The 16,655-nt window shown below is 69.7% G+C and carries 16 protein-coding genes; 2 read left to right on the top strand and 14 right to left on the bottom strand.

What is annotated here, in order from left to right; translation table 11 throughout:
• Window positions 1-3: 3 nt before the first annotated feature.
• Window positions 4-795 (bottom strand): hypothetical protein, encoded by a 792-nt coding sequence (locus tag ACFOYY_RS23665; RefSeq protein WP_352010843.1) that lies wholly within the window; start codon window positions 793-795, stop codon window positions 4-6.
• 130 nt (window positions 796-925) lie between these two features.
• Window positions 926-1,858 carry a hypothetical protein gene (locus tag ACFOYY_RS23660; RefSeq protein ID WP_362912600.1) on the bottom strand — a complete coding sequence of 311 codons (933 nt, stop codon included), beginning with the start codon at window positions 1,856-1,858 and terminating at the stop codon, window positions 926-928.
• 223 nt (window positions 1,859-2,081) lie between these two features.
• Here ACFOYY_RS23660 and ACFOYY_RS23655 point away from each other — a divergent pair, with 223 nt between their 5' ends.
• Window positions 2,082-3,275, top strand: coding sequence for an acyltransferase family protein (locus ACFOYY_RS23655; protein WP_386192082.1), 1,194 nt, complete (start codon window positions 2,082-2,084; stop codon window positions 3,273-3,275).
• 28 nt (window positions 3,276-3,303) lie between these two features.
• On the opposite strand, the gene ACFOYY_RS23650 is transcribed toward ACFOYY_RS23655, so the two are convergent.
• From ACFOYY_RS23650 to ACFOYY_RS23610, 9 genes are all read right to left on the bottom strand, one after another.
• Entirely contained in the window at window positions 3,304-4,200 is an 897-nt protein-coding gene (locus ACFOYY_RS23650; protein WP_352010845.1) for a hypothetical protein, read from the bottom strand.
• Window positions 4,201-4,266: 66 nt separating this feature from the next.
• Window positions 4,267-5,166, bottom strand: coding sequence for a glycosyltransferase family 2 protein (locus tag ACFOYY_RS23645; RefSeq protein WP_386192079.1), 900 nt, complete (start codon window positions 5,164-5,166; stop codon window positions 4,267-4,269).
• A gap of 17 nt (window positions 5,167-5,183) precedes the next feature.
• A complete protein-coding gene (locus ACFOYY_RS23640) occupies window positions 5,184-6,731 on the bottom strand; it encodes an oligosaccharide flippase family protein (protein WP_386192076.1) in 1,548 nt (515 codons plus the stop codon).
• Window positions 6,732-6,787: 56 nt separating this feature from the next.
• Window positions 6,788-7,825 carry a hypothetical protein gene (locus ACFOYY_RS23635; RefSeq protein ID WP_386192074.1) on the bottom strand — a complete coding sequence of 346 codons (1,038 nt, stop codon included), beginning with the start codon at window positions 7,823-7,825 and terminating at the stop codon, window positions 6,788-6,790.
• Between the two features lie 5 nt (window positions 7,826-7,830).
• Entirely contained in the window at window positions 7,831-9,144 is a 1,314-nt protein-coding gene (locus ACFOYY_RS23630) for a DUF4910 domain-containing protein (protein ID WP_362780758.1), read from the bottom strand.
• A complete protein-coding gene (locus tag ACFOYY_RS23625; RefSeq protein ID WP_386192070.1) occupies window positions 9,134-10,177 on the bottom strand; it encodes an NAD-dependent epimerase/dehydratase family protein in 1,044 nt (347 codons plus the stop codon). Before ACFOYY_RS23625 ends, ACFOYY_RS23630 begins: the two co-directional genes overlap by 11 nt.
• Before the next feature lie 5 nt (window positions 10,178-10,182).
• Entirely contained in the window at window positions 10,183-10,833 is a 651-nt protein-coding gene (locus ACFOYY_RS23620) for a PIG-L deacetylase family protein (RefSeq protein WP_352010851.1), read from the bottom strand.
• On the bottom strand, window positions 10,830-11,624 hold the full coding sequence (locus ACFOYY_RS23615) for a sugar phosphate nucleotidyltransferase (RefSeq protein ID WP_362912586.1): 795 nt from the start codon (window positions 11,622-11,624) through the stop codon (window positions 10,830-10,832). The genes ACFOYY_RS23620 and ACFOYY_RS23615 overlap by 4 nt, the downstream gene beginning before the upstream one ends.
• Window positions 11,621-12,856 carry a class I SAM-dependent methyltransferase gene (locus ACFOYY_RS23610; protein ID WP_352010853.1) on the bottom strand — a complete coding sequence of 412 codons (1,236 nt, stop codon included), beginning with the start codon at window positions 12,854-12,856 and terminating at the stop codon, window positions 11,621-11,623. The genes ACFOYY_RS23615 and ACFOYY_RS23610 overlap by 4 nt, the downstream gene beginning before the upstream one ends.
• Before the next feature lie 131 nt (window positions 12,857-12,987).
• On the opposite strand from ACFOYY_RS23610, the gene rfbC reads away from it, so the two are divergent.
• Window positions 12,988-13,587, top strand: coding sequence for a dTDP-4-dehydrorhamnose 3,5-epimerase (rfbC, locus tag ACFOYY_RS23605; RefSeq protein WP_362912584.1), 600 nt, complete (start codon window positions 12,988-12,990; stop codon window positions 13,585-13,587).
• A 148-nt stretch (window positions 13,588-13,735) separates the two neighbouring features.
• Here the strand turns inward: rfbC and rfbD are convergent, their stop codons facing one another.
• The 3 genes from rfbD to ACFOYY_RS23590 are packed head-to-tail and all read right to left on the bottom strand — an operon-like array spanning window position 13,736 to window position 16,655.
• Complete coding sequence (rfbD, locus tag ACFOYY_RS23600; protein WP_386192065.1) at window positions 13,736-14,593, bottom strand: dTDP-4-dehydrorhamnose reductase; 858 nt, start codon at window positions 14,591-14,593, stop codon at window positions 13,736-13,738.
• Window positions 14,590-15,591, bottom strand: a complete 1,002-nt coding sequence (gene rfbB / locus ACFOYY_RS23595; RefSeq protein ID WP_352010856.1) for a dTDP-glucose 4,6-dehydratase — start codon at window positions 15,589-15,591, stop codon at window positions 14,590-14,592. The genes rfbD and rfbB overlap by 4 nt, the downstream gene beginning before the upstream one ends.
• On the bottom strand, window positions 15,588-16,655 hold the full coding sequence (locus ACFOYY_RS23590) for a glucose-1-phosphate thymidylyltransferase (RefSeq protein ID WP_362912578.1): 1,068 nt from the start codon (window positions 16,653-16,655) through the stop codon (window positions 15,588-15,590). Before ACFOYY_RS23590 ends, rfbB begins: the two co-directional genes overlap by 4 nt.

Genomic DNA, 16,655 nt, shown 5'->3' with positions numbered 1-16,655 from the left:
GGGTCACGGCCTCGTGACCGGGGAGCCCGCGGGCAGACGGCCGTTGAGCCGGCCCGTCACCGGCTCCGCGGGAGGCGTCGCCTTCCTGGAGGTCCCCGGCGGGGTGCCCGGGTCTCCTCCGGCCTTCGCCTCCGCCTCCTCACGGCGCCGCCTGCGGTTGGTGACGAAGCTCTCGACGGTGAACGCCATGAACAGGCTCGCGATCACCCCGACGCCCGCCGCCGCGGCGACGGCGCGCATCTTGCGTCCGCGCTGGGCCAGCGGCTCGGTCGGCGGCACCGCCTCGTAGGCGCTGATGTAGGTCGCCTTCGGCGCCTTCACCGCCTCCTGGCGGTTGATCAGCTCAAGCTTCGTCTTGGCGATGACCCTGACCACGATGTCCTTGGCGGCCTGCGGCGTCGAGCTCTCCCCTTCGATGAACACGTACGGCCCGGTGGCCAGCGACTCGATGTTGCTGCTGCCGTTGTTGACCTTGAAGGCCGTGTCGCCGCCCTCGACCGCGCCCAGCTGGGTCGCCATGTCGGGGGTGCCCATCGCGGCGATGAGGATGGAGGCCGAGATGCTCAGTCCCCGGTCGAAGTTCAGCATCGGGTTGGTCAGGCCGTTGGGCATGCGGGGGTTGGTCGGCAGGCTGCCGCCGGTGGTCGGCGTGGTCAGGATGAGGACGGCTGAGGAGGTGTAGGTCGTGGGAACGGTCGAGTAGATCCCCGCCGCCGCGACCAGCGAGAGGACGAAGGTCGGCAGGACCACGTACCAGCGCCGGAACAGAACAAGGACTGTTCCCCAGAAGTCCACGCGCGCCTCCCCGAACCGGATCGCGGCCGCCGTGACCGTGATCCGTCAATGTCATCGCCCGCACCGGCGGGCCGTTACTGTCCCGGCCTGCCGTACGGCGGGGCCCCATGGCCCCGGGCTTCCGGAGATGTCATTTCCGCTCGTCCCGCCAGCCGACCCGGGTGAAGACAACCGTGTCCGAGGCCTGGTCGTGCTGGTCCTCGTCGTCGACCACGACCACCAGACCTGCGGACTCGTCTTGGAACGGTCCTTCAGCGGAGTCGGAGACGACGGGTGCGTGCGGCACCATCACGGGCGGTTCGGCGACCGGGGTCCTGCTCTCACGGCCCGCTCCCGCGGCCTCCCAGGCCTGCTCCTCCTGGGCCTCGCGCTCGTCGCGCGCGGCACCCGCGGAGTCCTGCGGAGGACGCCTGCGGCCTCCCCTGATCTGGGTCACGCCGTACACGATGCTCAGGCCGCCGAGGAGCACGAGGAACATCGTCGCGCCCGCGGCGGTGAGCTTGCCGGAGATCTTCGCCGTCGGGACGGAGGAGGGCACGACGTCGACGACCGTGATGAAGGTCGAACGCGGGGCCTTGAGCGCCTGCTGACGGTCGGCGAGTTCCTTGCGGATGCGCTGCTTGGCGCGCAGCACGACGTCCTGGGCCGCGGCGGCCGACCTGCTCTGCACCTCGACGTAGACGAACGGGCCGTTGGTGCTGATGCCCAGCAGGTCGGGGTTGGTCCGCCCGTCGTTGATCACGATCTGGGTGGGGCCGTTCGGGACGACGCCGAGTTCGGCCGCGACCTCGGGGGTGTTCATGGACAGGATGAGAATGCCCGAGGTGACGCGCAGGCCGTCACTGAACTGCAGGAGCGGGTTGGTCAGGCCCAACGGCTTGGTCGGGTCGGCTGAGAGCGTTCCACCGGTGGCCGGGGTCGTCAGGACCATCGACGCCGTGGACACGTAATAGGTCGGCAGCAGGAAGAAAACCAGGCTCGCGGAGATGATGGACAGGACCGCCAGGGGCGGGCCGATGGCCTTACGTCTGGCGAGACCGAAAATGGTCTTCCAGAAGTCCATATGCCTCCGCCCCTCATTCACACCGGGGCACAGCGAACCCCCGAGACAACACAGTTACCCATCGCCGAGTGCGCTCTTCCTGTTACATGATCGAAAGGAGGCCGAGCCTTCGGCGCCCTCTGGGGATGTTACGTCTGGGGACCATACAGCGATAGACCCGTTGATAGGCCAAGATAGGGTAGAAATCAGGAGCCCGTGAGGGCCCGAGACGGGAGTTGATCGGATGGGGTCGTCCCACCAGGACGCCCAGGAAAGCCGGCCAGAGACTCCCGCCGAGACGCTCGCGGGTCGCGGCAGGCTCGCGGGACTGGACGGTATCCGAGGCGTGGCCGCCCTGTTCGTCATGCTCCACCACTGCTGGCTGATGGCCTTCCCGGGATTCCCGGCAAGCGCCGGGCCGGTTTGGCTTGGTTTTCTCCTTTACGGACACTTTGCCGTAGTGGTGTTCATTGTACTGTCCGGTTTCTCTCTCGCGGTCTCCCCCGCCCGGTCCGGATGGCGGCTGGGCAGCCTGCGGAGATTCGCCCGGCGACGTGCCTGGCGCATTCTGCCGCCTTACTGGGCGGCCCTGGTCTTCAGTCTGGTGATCGCCTGGACACTGGCCGCCCAGCCGGGTGAAGGAGCGCCGACCGCCAAGTCCGTCCTTGTTTACGGTCTCCTGCTGCAGGACGTTTTCGGCGCGCCGAGCCCCAACGGGGCCTTCTGGTCCATCGCCGTCGAGGCCCAGCTCTACCTGCTCTTCCCGGTGATGCTGATCCTGCTGCGCAGGGCGGGCGCGGTCGTGATGCTCGCCGCCGTCACCGCCGTCGTCGCGGTGATCGGGCTGCTGGCGCCGAGCGTGCACGTGGTGAGCATGCTGCTGCGGCTGACCCCCCAGTTCGCGGTGCTGTTCGCGATCGGCGTCGTGGCCGCGGGCGTCCTGGCCGCGGGCGAGCGGGTACGGCGGCTGCCCTGGCAGTGGCTGGCCCTGGCGGCCGCGCTGCCGGTGCTCGCGGTGATCCTCGCGCGCGGCTCGGTGTGGACGGTCGGGAACTTCTTCTGGATGGACATCGCGCTCGGCCCGGCCGTCGGCCTGACACTGGCCGCGATCGCCACCGGCCGGGCGAAACTCCTGATCAGGCTGCTCGACCTGCGGCCGATCCGGAGCCTCGGCTCCTTCTCCTACACGCTCTACCTGATCCACGCGCCCATCGTCGTGACGGTCTTCCTGCTGGTCGTCGCCCCGAACGTGCCCACGGGGCTGCCCGCCTTCCTGGTGGGCACGGCGCTGGTCGTACCGCTGTCGCTGGTCACGGCCTGGCTGTTCGCGGCGGTCTTCGAGCTGCCGTTCCAGCGTCACCGGAGCTGGCCCGCGCTCCGTACGGCGATGCGGGCCAGGATGTCGCGGACGCGCGCGGAGGTACGCCCCGCGCCCTGACGGCGGGGGCGTACGGTCGGCGCGGTCCTCAGCTCACCCGGGCGAGAGCCTCGGCCTCGTACGCCAGCGCCAGTTCCTCGGGCATCGGGTCGAGGTCGGCACAGCGCACGAAGTCGCGCAGGGTGGTCCCGGTGCAGGCGGCGTCCACGTTCACCGCGCCCCTGCGCGCCCGGACGTCGTCGATGTTCACGGTACGGAAGTCGATGCTGAAGCGGGTCCTGCCGGAGGTGTTCGGGACCGTGGAGTGCAGCTGGGCGCCGGAGAACAGCATCACCCCGCCCGGCTCGGGCACGACCCGCACCTGCGGGTCGAGCTCGATCGGTTCCTCCGGCTTCGGCTGTTCCCTGGTGTCGCTGCGCACGTGCTGGGCCGCGGAGAGCCTGCTGCTGCGGTTCCACTCGGCGTAGTCGTAGCGGGCGCTGCCGTTGCGCACGGGGGCGTCGAAGTAGGCCGGGTGGAAGGCCATCACGTTCTCCGGCACCACCGGGTAGATCGGGATCCACCAGTTGACCTGGTTGAACGGCGCCGAGTACCAGCAGTCCCGGTGCGGGTGGAAGGCGTAGGAGATGCCGGAGGTGAGGTAGTCGTTCGAGGTCGAGGTACGCATCCTGGGGACGTCGAAGTAGGTCCGGTCGAGCCGGCAGCCCAGCTCCTCCAGCACGGCCGGCAGGAGCTTCTTGCACTCCGGGTGGTGGATGAACCGGGGCTTGAGGTCGGCCAGCAGCGCCGCGAACTCCTCGACCTGCATGTCGTACTGGGCGGTCTCCGGGTCACGGTCGCCGAAGGCGTCGGCGATCAGTTCCTGGGCGAAGGCGATGAGGTCCCTGGAGGCGGGCGTCGAGGAGTAGACGAACACCTTCCCCTCGTAGAGCAAGCCGCGCCGGGTGTCGTCGTCCACCACGCTGTTGGAAAAGACGGTGGTCATCCTGTGCTCCTTGTCCGCGACGTTAGGGGCTTACGGGGGTTGGCTGGGGTTGGGGTCTCACGGTGGTCAGTTCCCGGGCCTGAGCGCCCCGGTGGCCAGCCGTACGAGCTTGCGGCTGCGCCGGGACACCACCCGCCGCTGGCGGCGGGTGTACATCTGGCGGGCGGCGGCACGCGCGCGGCGCCGCTGTTCCTCGGTCAGCCCGAGGTCGGCCTCACGCAGCCAGTGGAGGATCTCCATGTACTGCAGGGTCGTCGAGAAGTGCACCTGCCAGCCGGGGACGCCGAGACGGCCGCTGATCACGTTCATGCTCTCGTGCTTCCAGTGCCGGTGGGCGAGCACCTCGTGCACGTGGCCCCACGGCCCGGCCAGCGCGAGCTTGGTGGCGAACACCTCGTCCTCGCGGAGCATGTTCCGCCGGGGGATGGACATCACGGGCTCGCGGCGCATGAGGCCGTACAGCGGGTCGATCAGCAGGTGGCTCTCGTTGAGCAGGCGCAGCATCTCGGCGAACCGGTCGACCGGGTCGTCGGAGAGCAGCCCGCTGCCCTCGTAGGCGCCGGTGCTGGTCGTGCCCTCCGGGTCGGTGTAGGACATCTGCGTGGTGACGAGGATGAGCCGCTCGTCCGCCGCGAACGCCCTGAGCGTGGTGGAGACGTAGTGGGACTCCAGCCGGTCGTCGTCGCCGATCCACCGGAAGAACGTCCCCCGCGCGTTCCTGCCCGCGTACATGAAGTTGTTGAGCAGCCCGATGTTCTCCGGGTGCCGCCGGTAGACGATCCGCTCGTCCGAGCGGGCCAGTTCCCTGCAGAGCTCCTCGGTGCCGTCCGTCGAGGCGTTGTCGCAGATCAGCAGTTCGATGTTCAGGTGGTCCTGCGCCAGCACCGACCGGATCACGCCTTCCAGCCGATCGGCGCCGTTGCGCACCGGAAGTCCGATGGACACCAGTGTGTCGGAATCAACCATCCGATTTCCTTCTCGGGTCAACGTGAACGTGCCGGGATCAGCCCGGTCACCCGGCTGCCCAGTTGCTTGAGTACCGCCTGCGGTACGACGACCAGGACGTAGACGAGCAGCCCCGCGCCGCCGGCCACGGCCAGGTGGACGAAGGGGATGCCGTCGCTGATGACGGTGACGAGCGTCACCGTGACGGCGGCGCAGAGCACCCCGCCGAGCACCGGGCGCCCCAGGGCGGAGACGACCGGGCCCAGGACGACACCCGCGCGGCGCATCGTCAGCACGGAAAGCGGTACGGCGACCACCAGCGCGACCACCGCGTGGGCGATCGCCGCGCCGCGGATGCCGCCCATCTGGGCGCCCAGGATCAGGCTGGGAATCAGTGCGACCGCCCAGCCGAGGTTGAGCCACATGGTGGCCTTGGTCGCGCCCATGGCGGCCAGGATGTCCACCACCAGCGCCGTCATCATCCGCACGACCATGAGGACCGACAGGAAGCTCAGCACCTCGGCGGCCGGTTCCCAGCGCGGGATGTACAGGAAGCCGATCACCGCGGGCGCGAGCACGCCCAGCAGGACACCGAACGGCAGCACGATGGACAGCAGCAGCGGTATGGCCCGCTGCACCCCCTCGGAGACCGAGTCACCGCCCTGCTCGGCGAGCCTGGAGAAGCTGGGCAGCGCGACGTAGCGCACCGCGGTGCCGACGAGCCCGGGGACCCAGCTGGAGATGTTGAAGGCCAGCAGGTAGAAGCCGAGCTGCTCGGCGCCGAGGGCGTCGCCGACGATGACGGAGTCGACGTTGAGCAGCAGGCCCTCGATGCCGAGGGTGACGCACAGCGGCAGCCCGAAGACCAGCAGCTTCTTGGCCATGGCGCGGTCGAGGCCGAAACCGACCTTGACCCTGGCGTACAGGACGACCAGCACCCCGGTGGCGACGGCGCCCAGGAGCTGACCCCAGGCGAAGCTGTAGGCCCCGGCGCCGTTGGCGGCGAGGGTGATGGTGACCGGCGCGGTCACCAGGAAGCCGACCAGGTTGGCCTTGGTGAGCTTGTCCTGCTCGAACCTGCGCAGCAGTGCCGCGCTGCGCACGGCGGTCAGGCCGTAGACCAGGTTGACCGCCGTGAGGACCCGGATCACCCCGGTCGCGCTCTCGCTGCCGGACATCTCAGCGAAGTAGGGGGCGAAGACCCAGAAGAACGCGTACAGGAGGGTGCTCGACGTGATCGCGACGACCGTCGCCGTCGGCGCCATCTCCTCAAGCTTGCCCCGCCACTGCACGGTGGCCGCGATGATGCCCGCGTCGTTGATGTAGATGACGAACTGGCTGGCGGCCAGGGCGATGGCGAAGATGCCGAACTCCGCCGGCACGAGCAGCCGGGCCATGACCAGGCTCATGGCGAAGGAGCCCGCCTTCATCACCATGTTGCCCAGCACGCTCCACCGCAGCCCCCGGCCCGCCTGGCGGCCGATCTCCCCGAGCTGGGAGGCGGGCGTGTCCGGCCCGCCCTCCGGATCGGGGGCCCCGGACTCCGCCTTCGTCACGACCGGCCCGGAGTCCCGCGTGTGTTCCATCTCTTACCTTTCACCGTTCGCCGCCGAACCGCCGTCGCCGCAGCGTCCCGGTCCGATCAGGCGGGCTCGTGGACCCGCTCAAGCCAAATCTCCCGCCAGAACGGGAGGAACTGCCGGGGGCAGCTCACGCTGTACGCGCCCGCGCAGACGATGTCCTCAAGGATGATGCAGGGGCTCTTCATCGTGAGCATGCGACCGGTCTTCTCGTCGATGCACCGGTCGACCCGGGTGAGGACCCGCGCGGTCTTCCCGCAGTACCGCGACATCTCCTCCTCGAACCCCATCCCCCGGTTGAGCAGGTCCTGGTTGAGGGTCTTGAGGATCTCCTCCTTGGGCTTGATCCGGACGAGCTCTCCCGGCTGGAGGTCGAGCGTCATGCTCGGCGTCGCCCCGGTGAGCCGTCCCTTGACGAAGCCCCATTTCAGGCCGCCCCTGATCTGCAGCCACGACGGCAGGAACCGCCGGCTGCGCTCCTGGTAGCGGTTGAACAGGCCGACCAGGAGCGCGCGGAGCGTGAAGAACACACTCGCGTTGCCCGTCTTCACGTCCGTGACGTACTGCCCGAACTCCTTCAGCGGCAGGCAGGTCGGCGCGGCGCGCAGCAGCTCGGTCGCCTGGCAGGAGTAACGCTCCTGCCCGTCCTCCCCCGGCTCCTTCCTGGACGCCACCTCCAGGATGGGCAGCAGCGCGCGGCCCTTCGCCAGACCCCCTGACCCCTCGGCCTCCTTGGCCGGTTCCGGCTCCGGGGAACCGGGATCGACCCGCTTGAGCCAGGACTCCTTCCAGTACATCAGGCAGGCCGTCTGGCATCCGCCGTGCGCCGACCCGTCGCAGCGCGCCCCGGTGAGGTGTACGGCACGCTCCATCCTGCGCATGCCGCTGCGGCTGATGGTGTCGCACAGTTTGTAGGCGACCTTGTGCACGGTGAGCCGCTTCCCGCAGAAAGCCAGCATCTCCGGCATGAAGGGCAGCTCGTCGAGCTCTCCCCTCTCGTCCAGAGTGGCCATGATCTCGGCCTCGCTCAGGACCTCAACCGTCTCCCCCACCCGGAGGTTGAGCACCCCGGGCTCCGTGACGGCCTGCAACCGCGTCATCTCCACTACTCCTTGAGGAGTCCTGCACCACGCAGGGCCTGTGCCGCTTCCGCCACGACGGCGAAGGGCAGGTCTGACTTTTCGGCGATGTCGAGCAGGGTGTGCTCTCCGTCGGAGAGGTTCAGCACCCACAACATCGCCATCTGGGCCTGCTTGGTGTCGCTACGGCCCCCCAGCGAGCCGTACAGTCCCCGCCGGCCGAGCTGCGGCTCGCCGTACGGGCTGAGGTTGAGGTAACGGCGGTTGCCTTCGAGCACCCGCGTCACCTCCCAGCAGGTCTCCAGCGTGTCGGCCATCGCCTCGGGCGAGACGAAATCCGGGTTGTCGCCCGAGGTGTGGTACTCCGGGTATCCGGCGTACGGCGTCCTGGTGAGGGAGCCGACGGGCAGGTTGAATCCGGGCGAGCAGTACTGCCGCTCGTCGTAGCCGTACGGGGAGAAGTCCAGGACCGTGTGCTCACGCCCCGAGGAGCGCAGAACGTGCCGGACCGCCCTGTCGATCTCGGCGTCGGCCCGCCTGCTGCGCTTGTAGGTCAGCGATCCGCTGTCGCCCGCGCAGGCCAGCACCAGGCCGTGCTTGACGCGCCCGGCGCGCTCCCTGTTGCGCGCCAGCCAGGTGATGGCGCCGATGGTGCCCGGCGCGAACACGAACCGGTAGGTGTAGTGCGGGTCGCTCTTCGCGAGCCGCCGGGCGAGGCGGGTGGCGACCGCGACGCCCGCGAGGTTGTCGTTGGCCAGGGAGGGGTGGCAGACGTGGCAGGAGATGAGTACCTCGTCGGTGCTGCGCCCCGGCACGACGTGCTCGCCGTAGGTGAGGTGACCGTCGGCGAGCGTCGAGTCGATCACCACCTCGTACGGCCCCGGCCCCATCGCCGCCAGGGTGTTCTCCCTGAGGCAGAAACCCCAGGTCTCGGCGTAGTAGCTGGTGCGGTACGGAACCAGGTCCGGCTGCTCGGGCAGGGTGTGCAGGTGCCCGCGCAGCTCGTCGAGGGTCATGGTCGCCGAGACCGGCACACTGTAGCCGACCACGTGCAGGTTCGACGCGGCGAAGTCGATCACCCGCTCGCCCGAGGGGTCCTTGACGTAGGCGTCGCGGATGTTCCACTCTCTGGGCACGGTCCAGTCGAGGACCTCGGTGCCGGTCGGCACCTCGCTGACCTCCAGCGGGATCTCCCCGGAGACGATCTCCAGCGTACGGCGCAGCCCGTCGCCGGTGATGCTCCTGCAGAGCGGGTAGAGCCGCTCGACCAGGGCGTGCATCTCGCGGCCCTCGGTCTCGCGGCTCTCCCCTGCTGCCGTCTGGGGGGCGTCAGTTGTCACCGACGCCCGCCTCACGCGGTCTCATCGTCTCGTCCACGGTGCCGTCGGCGCTCCTGGCGGCCAGCTTGGCGAGCCGGGTGAAGCTGTTCTTGAACAGGTCCTCGGTCATCCCGAACCTCCGGTAGGCGTCGACCAGTTCGGCCGCGCCCGCCTTGACGCTCCAGCTCGCCTCGTAGCCGGGCAGCGCCGCACGGATGCGGGAGAAGTCGACCCGGTAGGAGCGCGGGTCGGCGCCCGCCTCACCGGTGATGACGAGCTTGGAGCCGGGAACCGCCTCCACGACCTCGGCCGCGATGTCCGCGACGGTCACGTTGTTCTGCTCGGTGCCCACGTTGAACGCCCTGGCGTGTACGGCCTCCCGCGGGGCGGTCAGCGCGAGCACGAACGCCTCGGCGATGTCCTTGGCGTGGACCAGCGGGCGCCAGGGGGTGCCGTCGGACAGCACCCGCACCTCGTTGGACAGCAGGGCGTGGCCGACCAGGTTGTTCAGCACGATGTCGGCGCGCAGCCTGGGCGAGAACCCGAAGGCGGTGGCGTTGCGCATGAAGACGGGGGTGAAGTCGTCGTCGGCCAGCGCGGTCAGGTCGTCCTCGACCCGGACCTTGGACTCGGCGTACGGCGTCACCGGACGCAGCGGCGCCTCCTCCCCGACCAGCTCGTCGCCGCCGGAGGCGCCGTAGACGGAGCAGGTCGAGGCGTACAGGAACCGCCGCACCCCGGCGTCCCTGGCCAGCCTGGCCAGACGCACCGAGGCGTGGTGGTTGATGTCGTAGGTCAGCTCGGGCGCCAGCGACCCGAGCGGGTCGTTGGACAGCGCGGCCAGGTGCACGACCGCGTCGATCCCGGCCACGTGCTCGGCGGTGACGTCACGCAGGTCGACCCGGTGCCCGGCGGGGTCGGCCGGAGCGGGCCCCAGCAGGCAGTCGGCGAACAGCCCCGAGTCCAGGCCGATCACCTCGTGGCCCGCCTCGGTGAGTGCCGGGGCCATCACAGTTCCCAGGTAGCCCTGGTGCCCGGTCAGCAGCACGCGCATCCGGTTCATCCTCCAGCCAGGTCGAGAGTCATCTTGCTTGTGTAGAACGCCTCCGCGTAGCGCGATTGGCACTCGATGCCGCGGATGCGGGCCAGCCCCAGGAAGGCCTCACGGTCGTACCAGGGGCGTTGCCGTTGTGAGGGGTAGTGCTGTTGGAGCAGGGTCACCTTGGCCTCGGCCACCTCGGGCGTCAGCGGCTGGTAGACCGAGGGCCGCCCGAGGTCGCCGTCCCATTTGACGATCTCGTAGCCGAGTGCCTGGTGACCGCGGAAGGCGGTCGGCACCAGCTTGGCCAGGCCCCGGTGGTCCTGGTGGGCGTCGGCCGGGTTGGGGGCGAGGACCAGGTCGGGATCGGTCCTGGAACGCAGGTCCTCCACCGCGGCCTTGGCCTCCTCCCAGTTGGCCGGCAGCCGCCCGTCGGGCATCTTGAGCACGGTCAGCCGCAGGTCCGCCCCGGGGCAGAAGGCGGTCAGCGCCGCGTGCTCCTCCTCCTCGCGCTCGGTGCCGCCGCCGGAGAGCACCAGGGCGTCGACCCTGAGGCCGGGACGCGCGGAGCAGAGGGTCAGCAGGCTGCCGCCCGCCCCGATGGCGAGGTCGTCGCAGTGGGCGGCGAGCAGGACGACGCCGCCGACCGCCGCGGGCCGGAATCCGATCATCTGGACCGCACCTCCGGTTCGCGTTCCCACAGCGCCCACGGCCGGTCGCCCCTGGAGTAGGCCTCGTCGAGCGCGATGCGCTCCTTGACCGTGTCGGTCGGCTTCCAGTAGCCCCGGTGCGGGTAGGCCAGCAGCCTGCCGCGCTTGGCGAGCTGTCCGCAGCCGTCGGCGACGAGGTCACCGCCCGGCGGGATGTGGTCGAAGACCTCCTGGCGGAGCACGAAGTAGCCGCCGTTGATCCACAGGGGCATGTCGCTGACCGGGGTGATCCCGCCGACCATGCCGTCCTCGCCGAGTTCGATGCAGTGGAAGGTCTCCGCGGGCGGGACGACCATCATCGAGGCTCCGGCGTCCGAGGCGGCGAAGCGGTCGATGATCTCCGGCAGCGGCGCGTCGGTGAGCACGTCCGCGTAGTTTGCCAGGAAGATCTCGTCTCCGTCGAGGTGGTCGCGGACCCGGCGCAGCCGTTCGCCGATCGGCGAGTCGATCCCGGTCTGCACGAACGAGATCGACCAGTCGGAGATGTCGGTGGACAGCAGTTCCACCTCTCCCCCGCGCAGGACGAAGTCGTTGGAGGTCGTCTCCTGGTAGTTGAGGAAGAAGTCCTTGATGTGGTGCGCGCCGTACCCGAGGCACAGGATGAACTCGGTGTGCCCGAAGTGGGCGTAGTAGCGCATCACATGCCAGATCAGCGGCCGGGGACCGACGAGCTGCATCGGCTTGGGCACGTCACCGGGGGTGCCGCTGCGCATCCGCGTGCCGTACCCGCCGCAGAAGAGGACGACCTTCACGGGTTCACCTCGACTATCTCCAGGTTCGGGATGGGGAAGACCAGCCGCCCGCCCCACTCGTGGACGTAGGCCAGCTGCGCGGAGAGCTCCTCGCGCAGGTTCCAGGGCAGCACCAGCACGTAGTCGGGCCGGTCCTCGGCGATCCGCTCGGGCGCCACGATCGGGATCCGCGTGCCGGGGGTGAACCTGCCGTGCTTGTACGGATTGCGGTCCACGGTGTAACGCAGCAGGTCGGGCCGGATCCCGCAGTGGTTGAGCAGCGTGTTGCCCTTGCCGGGGGCGCCGTAGCCGACCACGGTCTTGCCCTGCTCCGCGGCTTCGACCAGGAACCTCAGCAGGTCCCGCCGTACCCGGGCGACCCGGGCGGCGAACTCCGCGTATCCGGACAGCTCGTGCAGCCCGGCCGCCTTCTCCGCCGCGAGCACCTCGACCACCCGGGAGGTGGGTTCGCCCGCGACCTCCTGGGGACGCGCCCACAGCCGGATCGAGCCGCCGTGCGTGGGCAGCAGTTCGACGTCGACCAGCGCCAGACCGCCGGAGGCGAGGGCGCGCTGCGCCGAGGCGACCGTGTAGTACTGGAAGTGCTCGTGGTAGATCGTGTCGTACTGGTTGAGCTCCATCAGCGTCAGCAGATGCTGCACCTCGATGGAGACCCAGCCGTCGTCGGCCACGAGCGCGCGCAGCCCCTGGGTGAACCCGATGACGTCGGGGATGTGGGCGTAGACGTTGTTGGCGACCACGAGGTCGGCGGGACCGTGCTCGGCCCGCACCTCGGCGCCGGTCTCCGGGCCGAGGAAGGCGGTCAGCGTCGGCACGCCCCTGTCCCTGGCGGCCTGGCCGACGTTCTTCGAGGGCTCGACGCCCAGACAGCGGACGCCCCGGTCGACGACGTGCTTGAGGAGGTAGCCGTCGTTGCTGGCCACCTCGACCACGAACGAGTTCTCGTCGAGCCCGAGCCGGTCGGCCGCCCCGTCGACGAACCGCCTGGCGTGCTCGACCCACGAGGTCGAGTAGGAGGAGAAGTAGGCGTACTCGGTGAAGGTGTCCTCGGGAGTGATCAGCGGCGGGATCTGTGCCAGCCAGCACCCGGTGCACACTCTCAGGTGCAGCGGGTAGGTCGTCTCCGGCTCGTCGACCTGCTCGGCGGTGAGGAACAACTCACAGGGCGGCGTCGCCCCGAGGTCGACCACACTGGCAAGACTCGTGGACCCGCACAGGCGGCACGTTGTCATCAATACGCTCCCTCGCCGCGCGACGCGGCTCGACCGGTGACTTGCAAGATCGTTCCAATGAGGGCGAACCCTAGGATTTCGCCCAGCGGTCCTGGGGTGTTACAGCCACGCGCTGTGTCATGCTTCCGCCCATGGAACCCCTGAGCATCGACGGAGCCTGGTGCCACACCCCGCGTGTCCACACTGACCCGCGCGGCGCCTTCCTGGAGACCTACCGTGCCCATGACCTGCGGGAAGCCGTCGGGCACGCGATCGATCTCGCACAGGTCAACTGCTCGGTCTCCCGGCGCGGCGTGCTGCGCGGCATCCACTTCGCGGACGTGCCTCCTGGGCAGGCGAAGTATGTCACATGCCTCTCCGGCGCCATCCTCGACGTCGTCGTGGACATCCGCGTCGGCTCGCCGACCTTCGGCCGCTGGGAGGCCGTACGTCTGGACGAGGAGTCCCGGCGCGGTCTCTACGTCGCCGAGGGGCTGGGACACGGGTTCATGGCGCTCAGCGAACAGGCCACGGTCTCCTACCTGTGCTCCGAGCCGTACGCCCCGGGCCGCGAACACGGCCTCAACCCCCTGGACCCCGACCTGGGCATCGAGTGGCCCGCAGGCCTCGACCCCGTCCTCTCCGACAAGGACGCCGCCGCCCCCACCCTCAAGGAAGCCCTCGAAACCGGCCTTCTCCCGACCTACGAGGCGTGCCAGGCGTATTACCGGAAACTCGCCACCCAAAGCTGATCCGGTGTCGTGCGTGAGGAGCGTCGGCTTGGGCGCGTCGGTGCTTGGACTGAGGAGCGAAGGAGCGCAGCGGATGAGCGACGAGGGAAAGCATCGACTCAGGGCGCCCAAGCCCCGCGACGCCGAAGGCGGAGCAAAGAAGCACAGCTTAATCACTGACCAGGACTTTCGACTCTCGCAGGGCCTCTCGCCAGTCGCGCATCGGCGGTAGACCGGCCGTGGCCCAGCGGTCGTGGCCCAGCACGCTGTAGGCCGGGCGGGGCGCGGGCCGCGGGAACTCCGTGGAGGAGACCGGCCTGATCCGCCCCGGGTCGGCGCCGAGCAGCGTGAAGATCTCCCGGGCGAGTTCGTACCAGCTCGCCTGTCCGGAGCAGGTGGCGTGATAGATCCCGGGCTCCGGGGCGATCTCGGCCAGTTCGATGATCCGGGCCGCCAGGTCGCCCGCCCAGGTCGGCTGGCCGAGCTGGTCGTCGACGACGTCCAGGGTCGGCCTGCTCCCCTCCAGACCCGCGATCGTGCTGACGAAGTTCCCGCCCGCCGCGCCGTACAGCCAGGCGGTGCGCAGGACGTAACCGGTGTGCGGCAGCGTGTCGAGCACGGCGCGTTCCCCGGCCAGCTTGGTCCGCCCGTAGGCGTTGACCGGCGAGGTCGGCGCGTCCTCCGCGTACGGCTCGGCCCCGGTGCCGTCGAAGACGTAGTCGGTCGAGGGGTGGATCATGAGCGCGCCCAGGCGCTCGCACGCCTCGGCAAGCGCCCGCGCACCGTGCCCGTTGACGGCCAGCGCCTCGTCCTCGTGCGTCTCGGCGTCGTCGACCGCCGTCCAGGCCGCGCAGTTGACCACGACGCCGGGCCGGTGCTCGGCGACCACGTCCCGTACGGCCCGCTCGTCACGCAGGTCGAGATCGTCCCTGGTCAGGGCGACGACCGACTCCTCCCGCGCGCGCAGCAGGCCGAGCAGTTCGGCGGCGAGCATGCCGGAGGCGCCGGTGACCAGCCACCGGCTCATCCGTTCTCCCCGGCGACGGCCCGTTCCAGGGCGATCTTCTCCTCGGGGGTCCTGTCCTGGGCCTCGGCGGCGGCCTTCCACCAGTCGGGGTTGTCGGCGTACCAGCGGACGGTCGCGGCCAGACCCCGTTCGAACGGCACCGAGGGCCGGTAGCCGAGGGCCCGCAGCCGGGAGTCGTCCAGGGAGTAGCGGCGGTCGTGTCCCTTGCGGTCCTCGACCCGCTCGACCATGTCCCAGTCCGCGTCGCACGCCTCAAGCAGCAGGGTGGTCAGCTGGACGTTGGTCAGCTCCGCCGTACCGGCGATGTGGTAGACCTCGCCGGGTTCGCCGCGCTCGGCGACCAGCCTGATGCCCGCGCAGTGGTCGGCGACGTGGATCCAGTCCCTGACGTTGCCGCCGTCGCCGTACAGCGGCACCTTGCGCCCCTGCAGGAGGTTGGTGACGAACAGCGGGATGACCTTCTCCGGGTACTGGTTGGGCCCGTAGTTGTTGCCGCAGCGTGTGATCGAGACCGGCAGGCCGTGGGTGACCGCGTAGGCCTGGGCGATCATGTCGCCGCCCGCCTTCGCCGCCGAGTACGGCGAGCGTGGCCGCAGCGGCGCGTCCTCGGCCCAGGAGCCGACGTCGATCGAGCCGTAGACCTCGTCGGTCGAGACCTGCACGACCCTGGGGGTCGAGGCTTCGAGGCAGGCCTGCATGAGGGTCTGGGTGCCCAGCACGTTCGTCCTGACGAACTCCCCGGCACCCGTTATGGACCGGTCCACGTGCGATTCCGCGGCGAAGTTGACGACGACGTCGTGCCCGGGGACCACCTCGGCGAGCAGTTCCGCGTCGCAGATGTCACCGAGCACGAACCTGTGCGGGACGCCTCGCAGGTTCGCGAGGTTGCCCGCGTAGGTGAGCTTGTCGAGCACCGTCACCGAGACACCGTCCGCCGCGAGCGTGCGGACGTAGTGGGAACCGATGAAGCCGGCCCCACCGACGACCAGGACCTTCATGAGCTGATCTGCACCTTGCTGTGATCGCCCAGCACGAGGCGGTGGGCTCTGGGGGTGTTGGGGGCGGGGGTGACCTCGACGTCGTGACCGATGAGCGAGGCCTCTATCCGGGAGACCCCGGAGATCGAGGCCCTGGGCAGCACGATCGAGTACTCGATCTCGCTGCCGTCGACCACGCAGTCCGCGGCGATCGAGGTGAAGGGACCGACGTAGCTGTCCAGGATTCGCGCGCCCGCGCCGATGATCGCCGGGCCGACGATGCGGGAGCGTTCGACCACGGCCCCCGGTTCGACGACCACCCGGCCGATCAGCTCGCTGACGTCGTCCACCCGGCCTTCCAGGCGGGTTTCGAGGGATTCGAGCACCAGCCGGTTGACCTCAAGCATGTCGGTGACGTTGCCGGTGTCCTTCCAGTAGCCGGAGATGACGGACGACTCGACCCGGTGACCCCGTTCGATCAGCCACTGGATCGCGTCGGTGATCTCCAGCTCGCCGCGCCACGACGGCTTGAGCTCGGCCACGGCCCGGTGGATCAACGGGGTGAACAGGTAGACGCCGACGAGCGCGAGGTCGCTCTTCGGCTCGGCGGGCTTCTCCTCAAGACCGACGACCCGGCCGTCGCCGTCCAGCTCCGCGACGCCGAACTGCCTGGGGTCGCCGACCTGGGTGAGCATGATCTGCGCGTCGGGCCGGTCCCGGGTGAACCGGTCGACGACGTCGCCGATGCCGCCGACGATGAAGTTGTCGCCGAGGTACATGACGAAGTCGTCCTCGCCGAGATAGTCCCGGGCGATCAGCACCGCGTGGGCGAGCCCGAGCGGCGCCTGTTGCCGCAGGTAGGTGACCTGCAGGCCGAGAGCGGAGCCGTCACCGACGGCCGCCTCGATCTCCGCCTGCGTGTCGCCGACGACGATGCCGATCTCCCTGATCCCGGCCGCCGCGATGGCTTCGAGCCCGTAGAAGAGCACGGGCTTGTTGGCCACCGGGACGAGCTGTTTGGCCGAGGTGTGAGTGATGGGCCGGAGCCGGGTGCCCGACCCCCCGGCGAGCACGAGAGCCTTCAC

The sequence above is a fragment of the Streptosporangium jomthongense genome, assembly GCF_042650425.1.
In the GTDB taxonomy this organism is placed as follows: domain Bacteria; phylum Actinomycetota; class Actinomycetes; order Streptosporangiales; family Streptosporangiaceae; genus Streptosporangium.
The sequence above is the reverse complement of the archived record's forward strand: the minus strand, read 5'-3'. Positions and strand labels throughout refer to the sequence as shown.

Bases quoted from the DNA above. Each gene is read 5' to 3' on its own strand.
- ACFOYY_RS23650 (WP_352010845.1), bottom strand. From the start codon at position 4,200: ATGACCACCGTCTTTTCCAACAGCGTGGTGGACGACGACACCCGGCGC.
- ACFOYY_RS23625 (WP_386192070.1), bottom strand. From the start codon at position 10,177: ATGCGCGTGCTGCTGACCGGGCACCAGGGCTACCTGGGAACTGTGATG.
- ACFOYY_RS23640 (WP_386192076.1), bottom strand. From the start codon at position 6,731: ATGGAACACACGCGGGACTCCGGGCCGGTCGTGACGAAGGCGGAGTCC.
- rfbB (WP_352010856.1), bottom strand. From the start codon at position 15,591: ATGAAGGTCCTGGTCGTCGGTGGGGCCGGCTTCATCGGTTCCCACTAC.
- ACFOYY_RS23610 (WP_352010853.1), bottom strand. From the start codon at position 12,856: ATGACAACGTGCCGCCTGTGCGGGTCCACGAGTCTTGCCAGTGTGGTC.
- ACFOYY_RS23645 (WP_386192079.1), bottom strand. From the start codon at position 5,166: ATGGTTGATTCCGACACACTGGTGTCCATCGGACTTCCGGTGCGCAAC.
- ACFOYY_RS23655 (WP_386192082.1), top strand. From the start codon at position 2,082: ATGGGGTCGTCCCACCAGGACGCCCAGGAAAGCCGGCCAGAGACTCCC.
- rfbC (WP_362912584.1), top strand. From the start codon at position 12,988: ATGGAACCCCTGAGCATCGACGGAGCCTGGTGCCACACCCCGCGTGTC.
- ACFOYY_RS23620 (WP_352010851.1), bottom strand. From the start codon at position 10,833: ATGATCGGATTCCGGCCCGCGGCGGTCGGCGGCGTCGTCCTGCTCGCC.
- ACFOYY_RS23635 (WP_386192074.1), bottom strand. From the start codon at position 7,825: ATGACGCGGTTGCAGGCCGTCACGGAGCCCGGGGTGCTCAACCTCCGG.
- rfbD (WP_386192065.1), bottom strand. From the start codon at position 14,593: ATGAGCCGGTGGCTGGTCACCGGCGCCTCCGGCATGCTCGCCGCCGAA.
- ACFOYY_RS23660 (WP_362912600.1), bottom strand. From the start codon at position 1,858: ATGGACTTCTGGAAGACCATTTTCGGTCTCGCCAGACGTAAGGCCATC.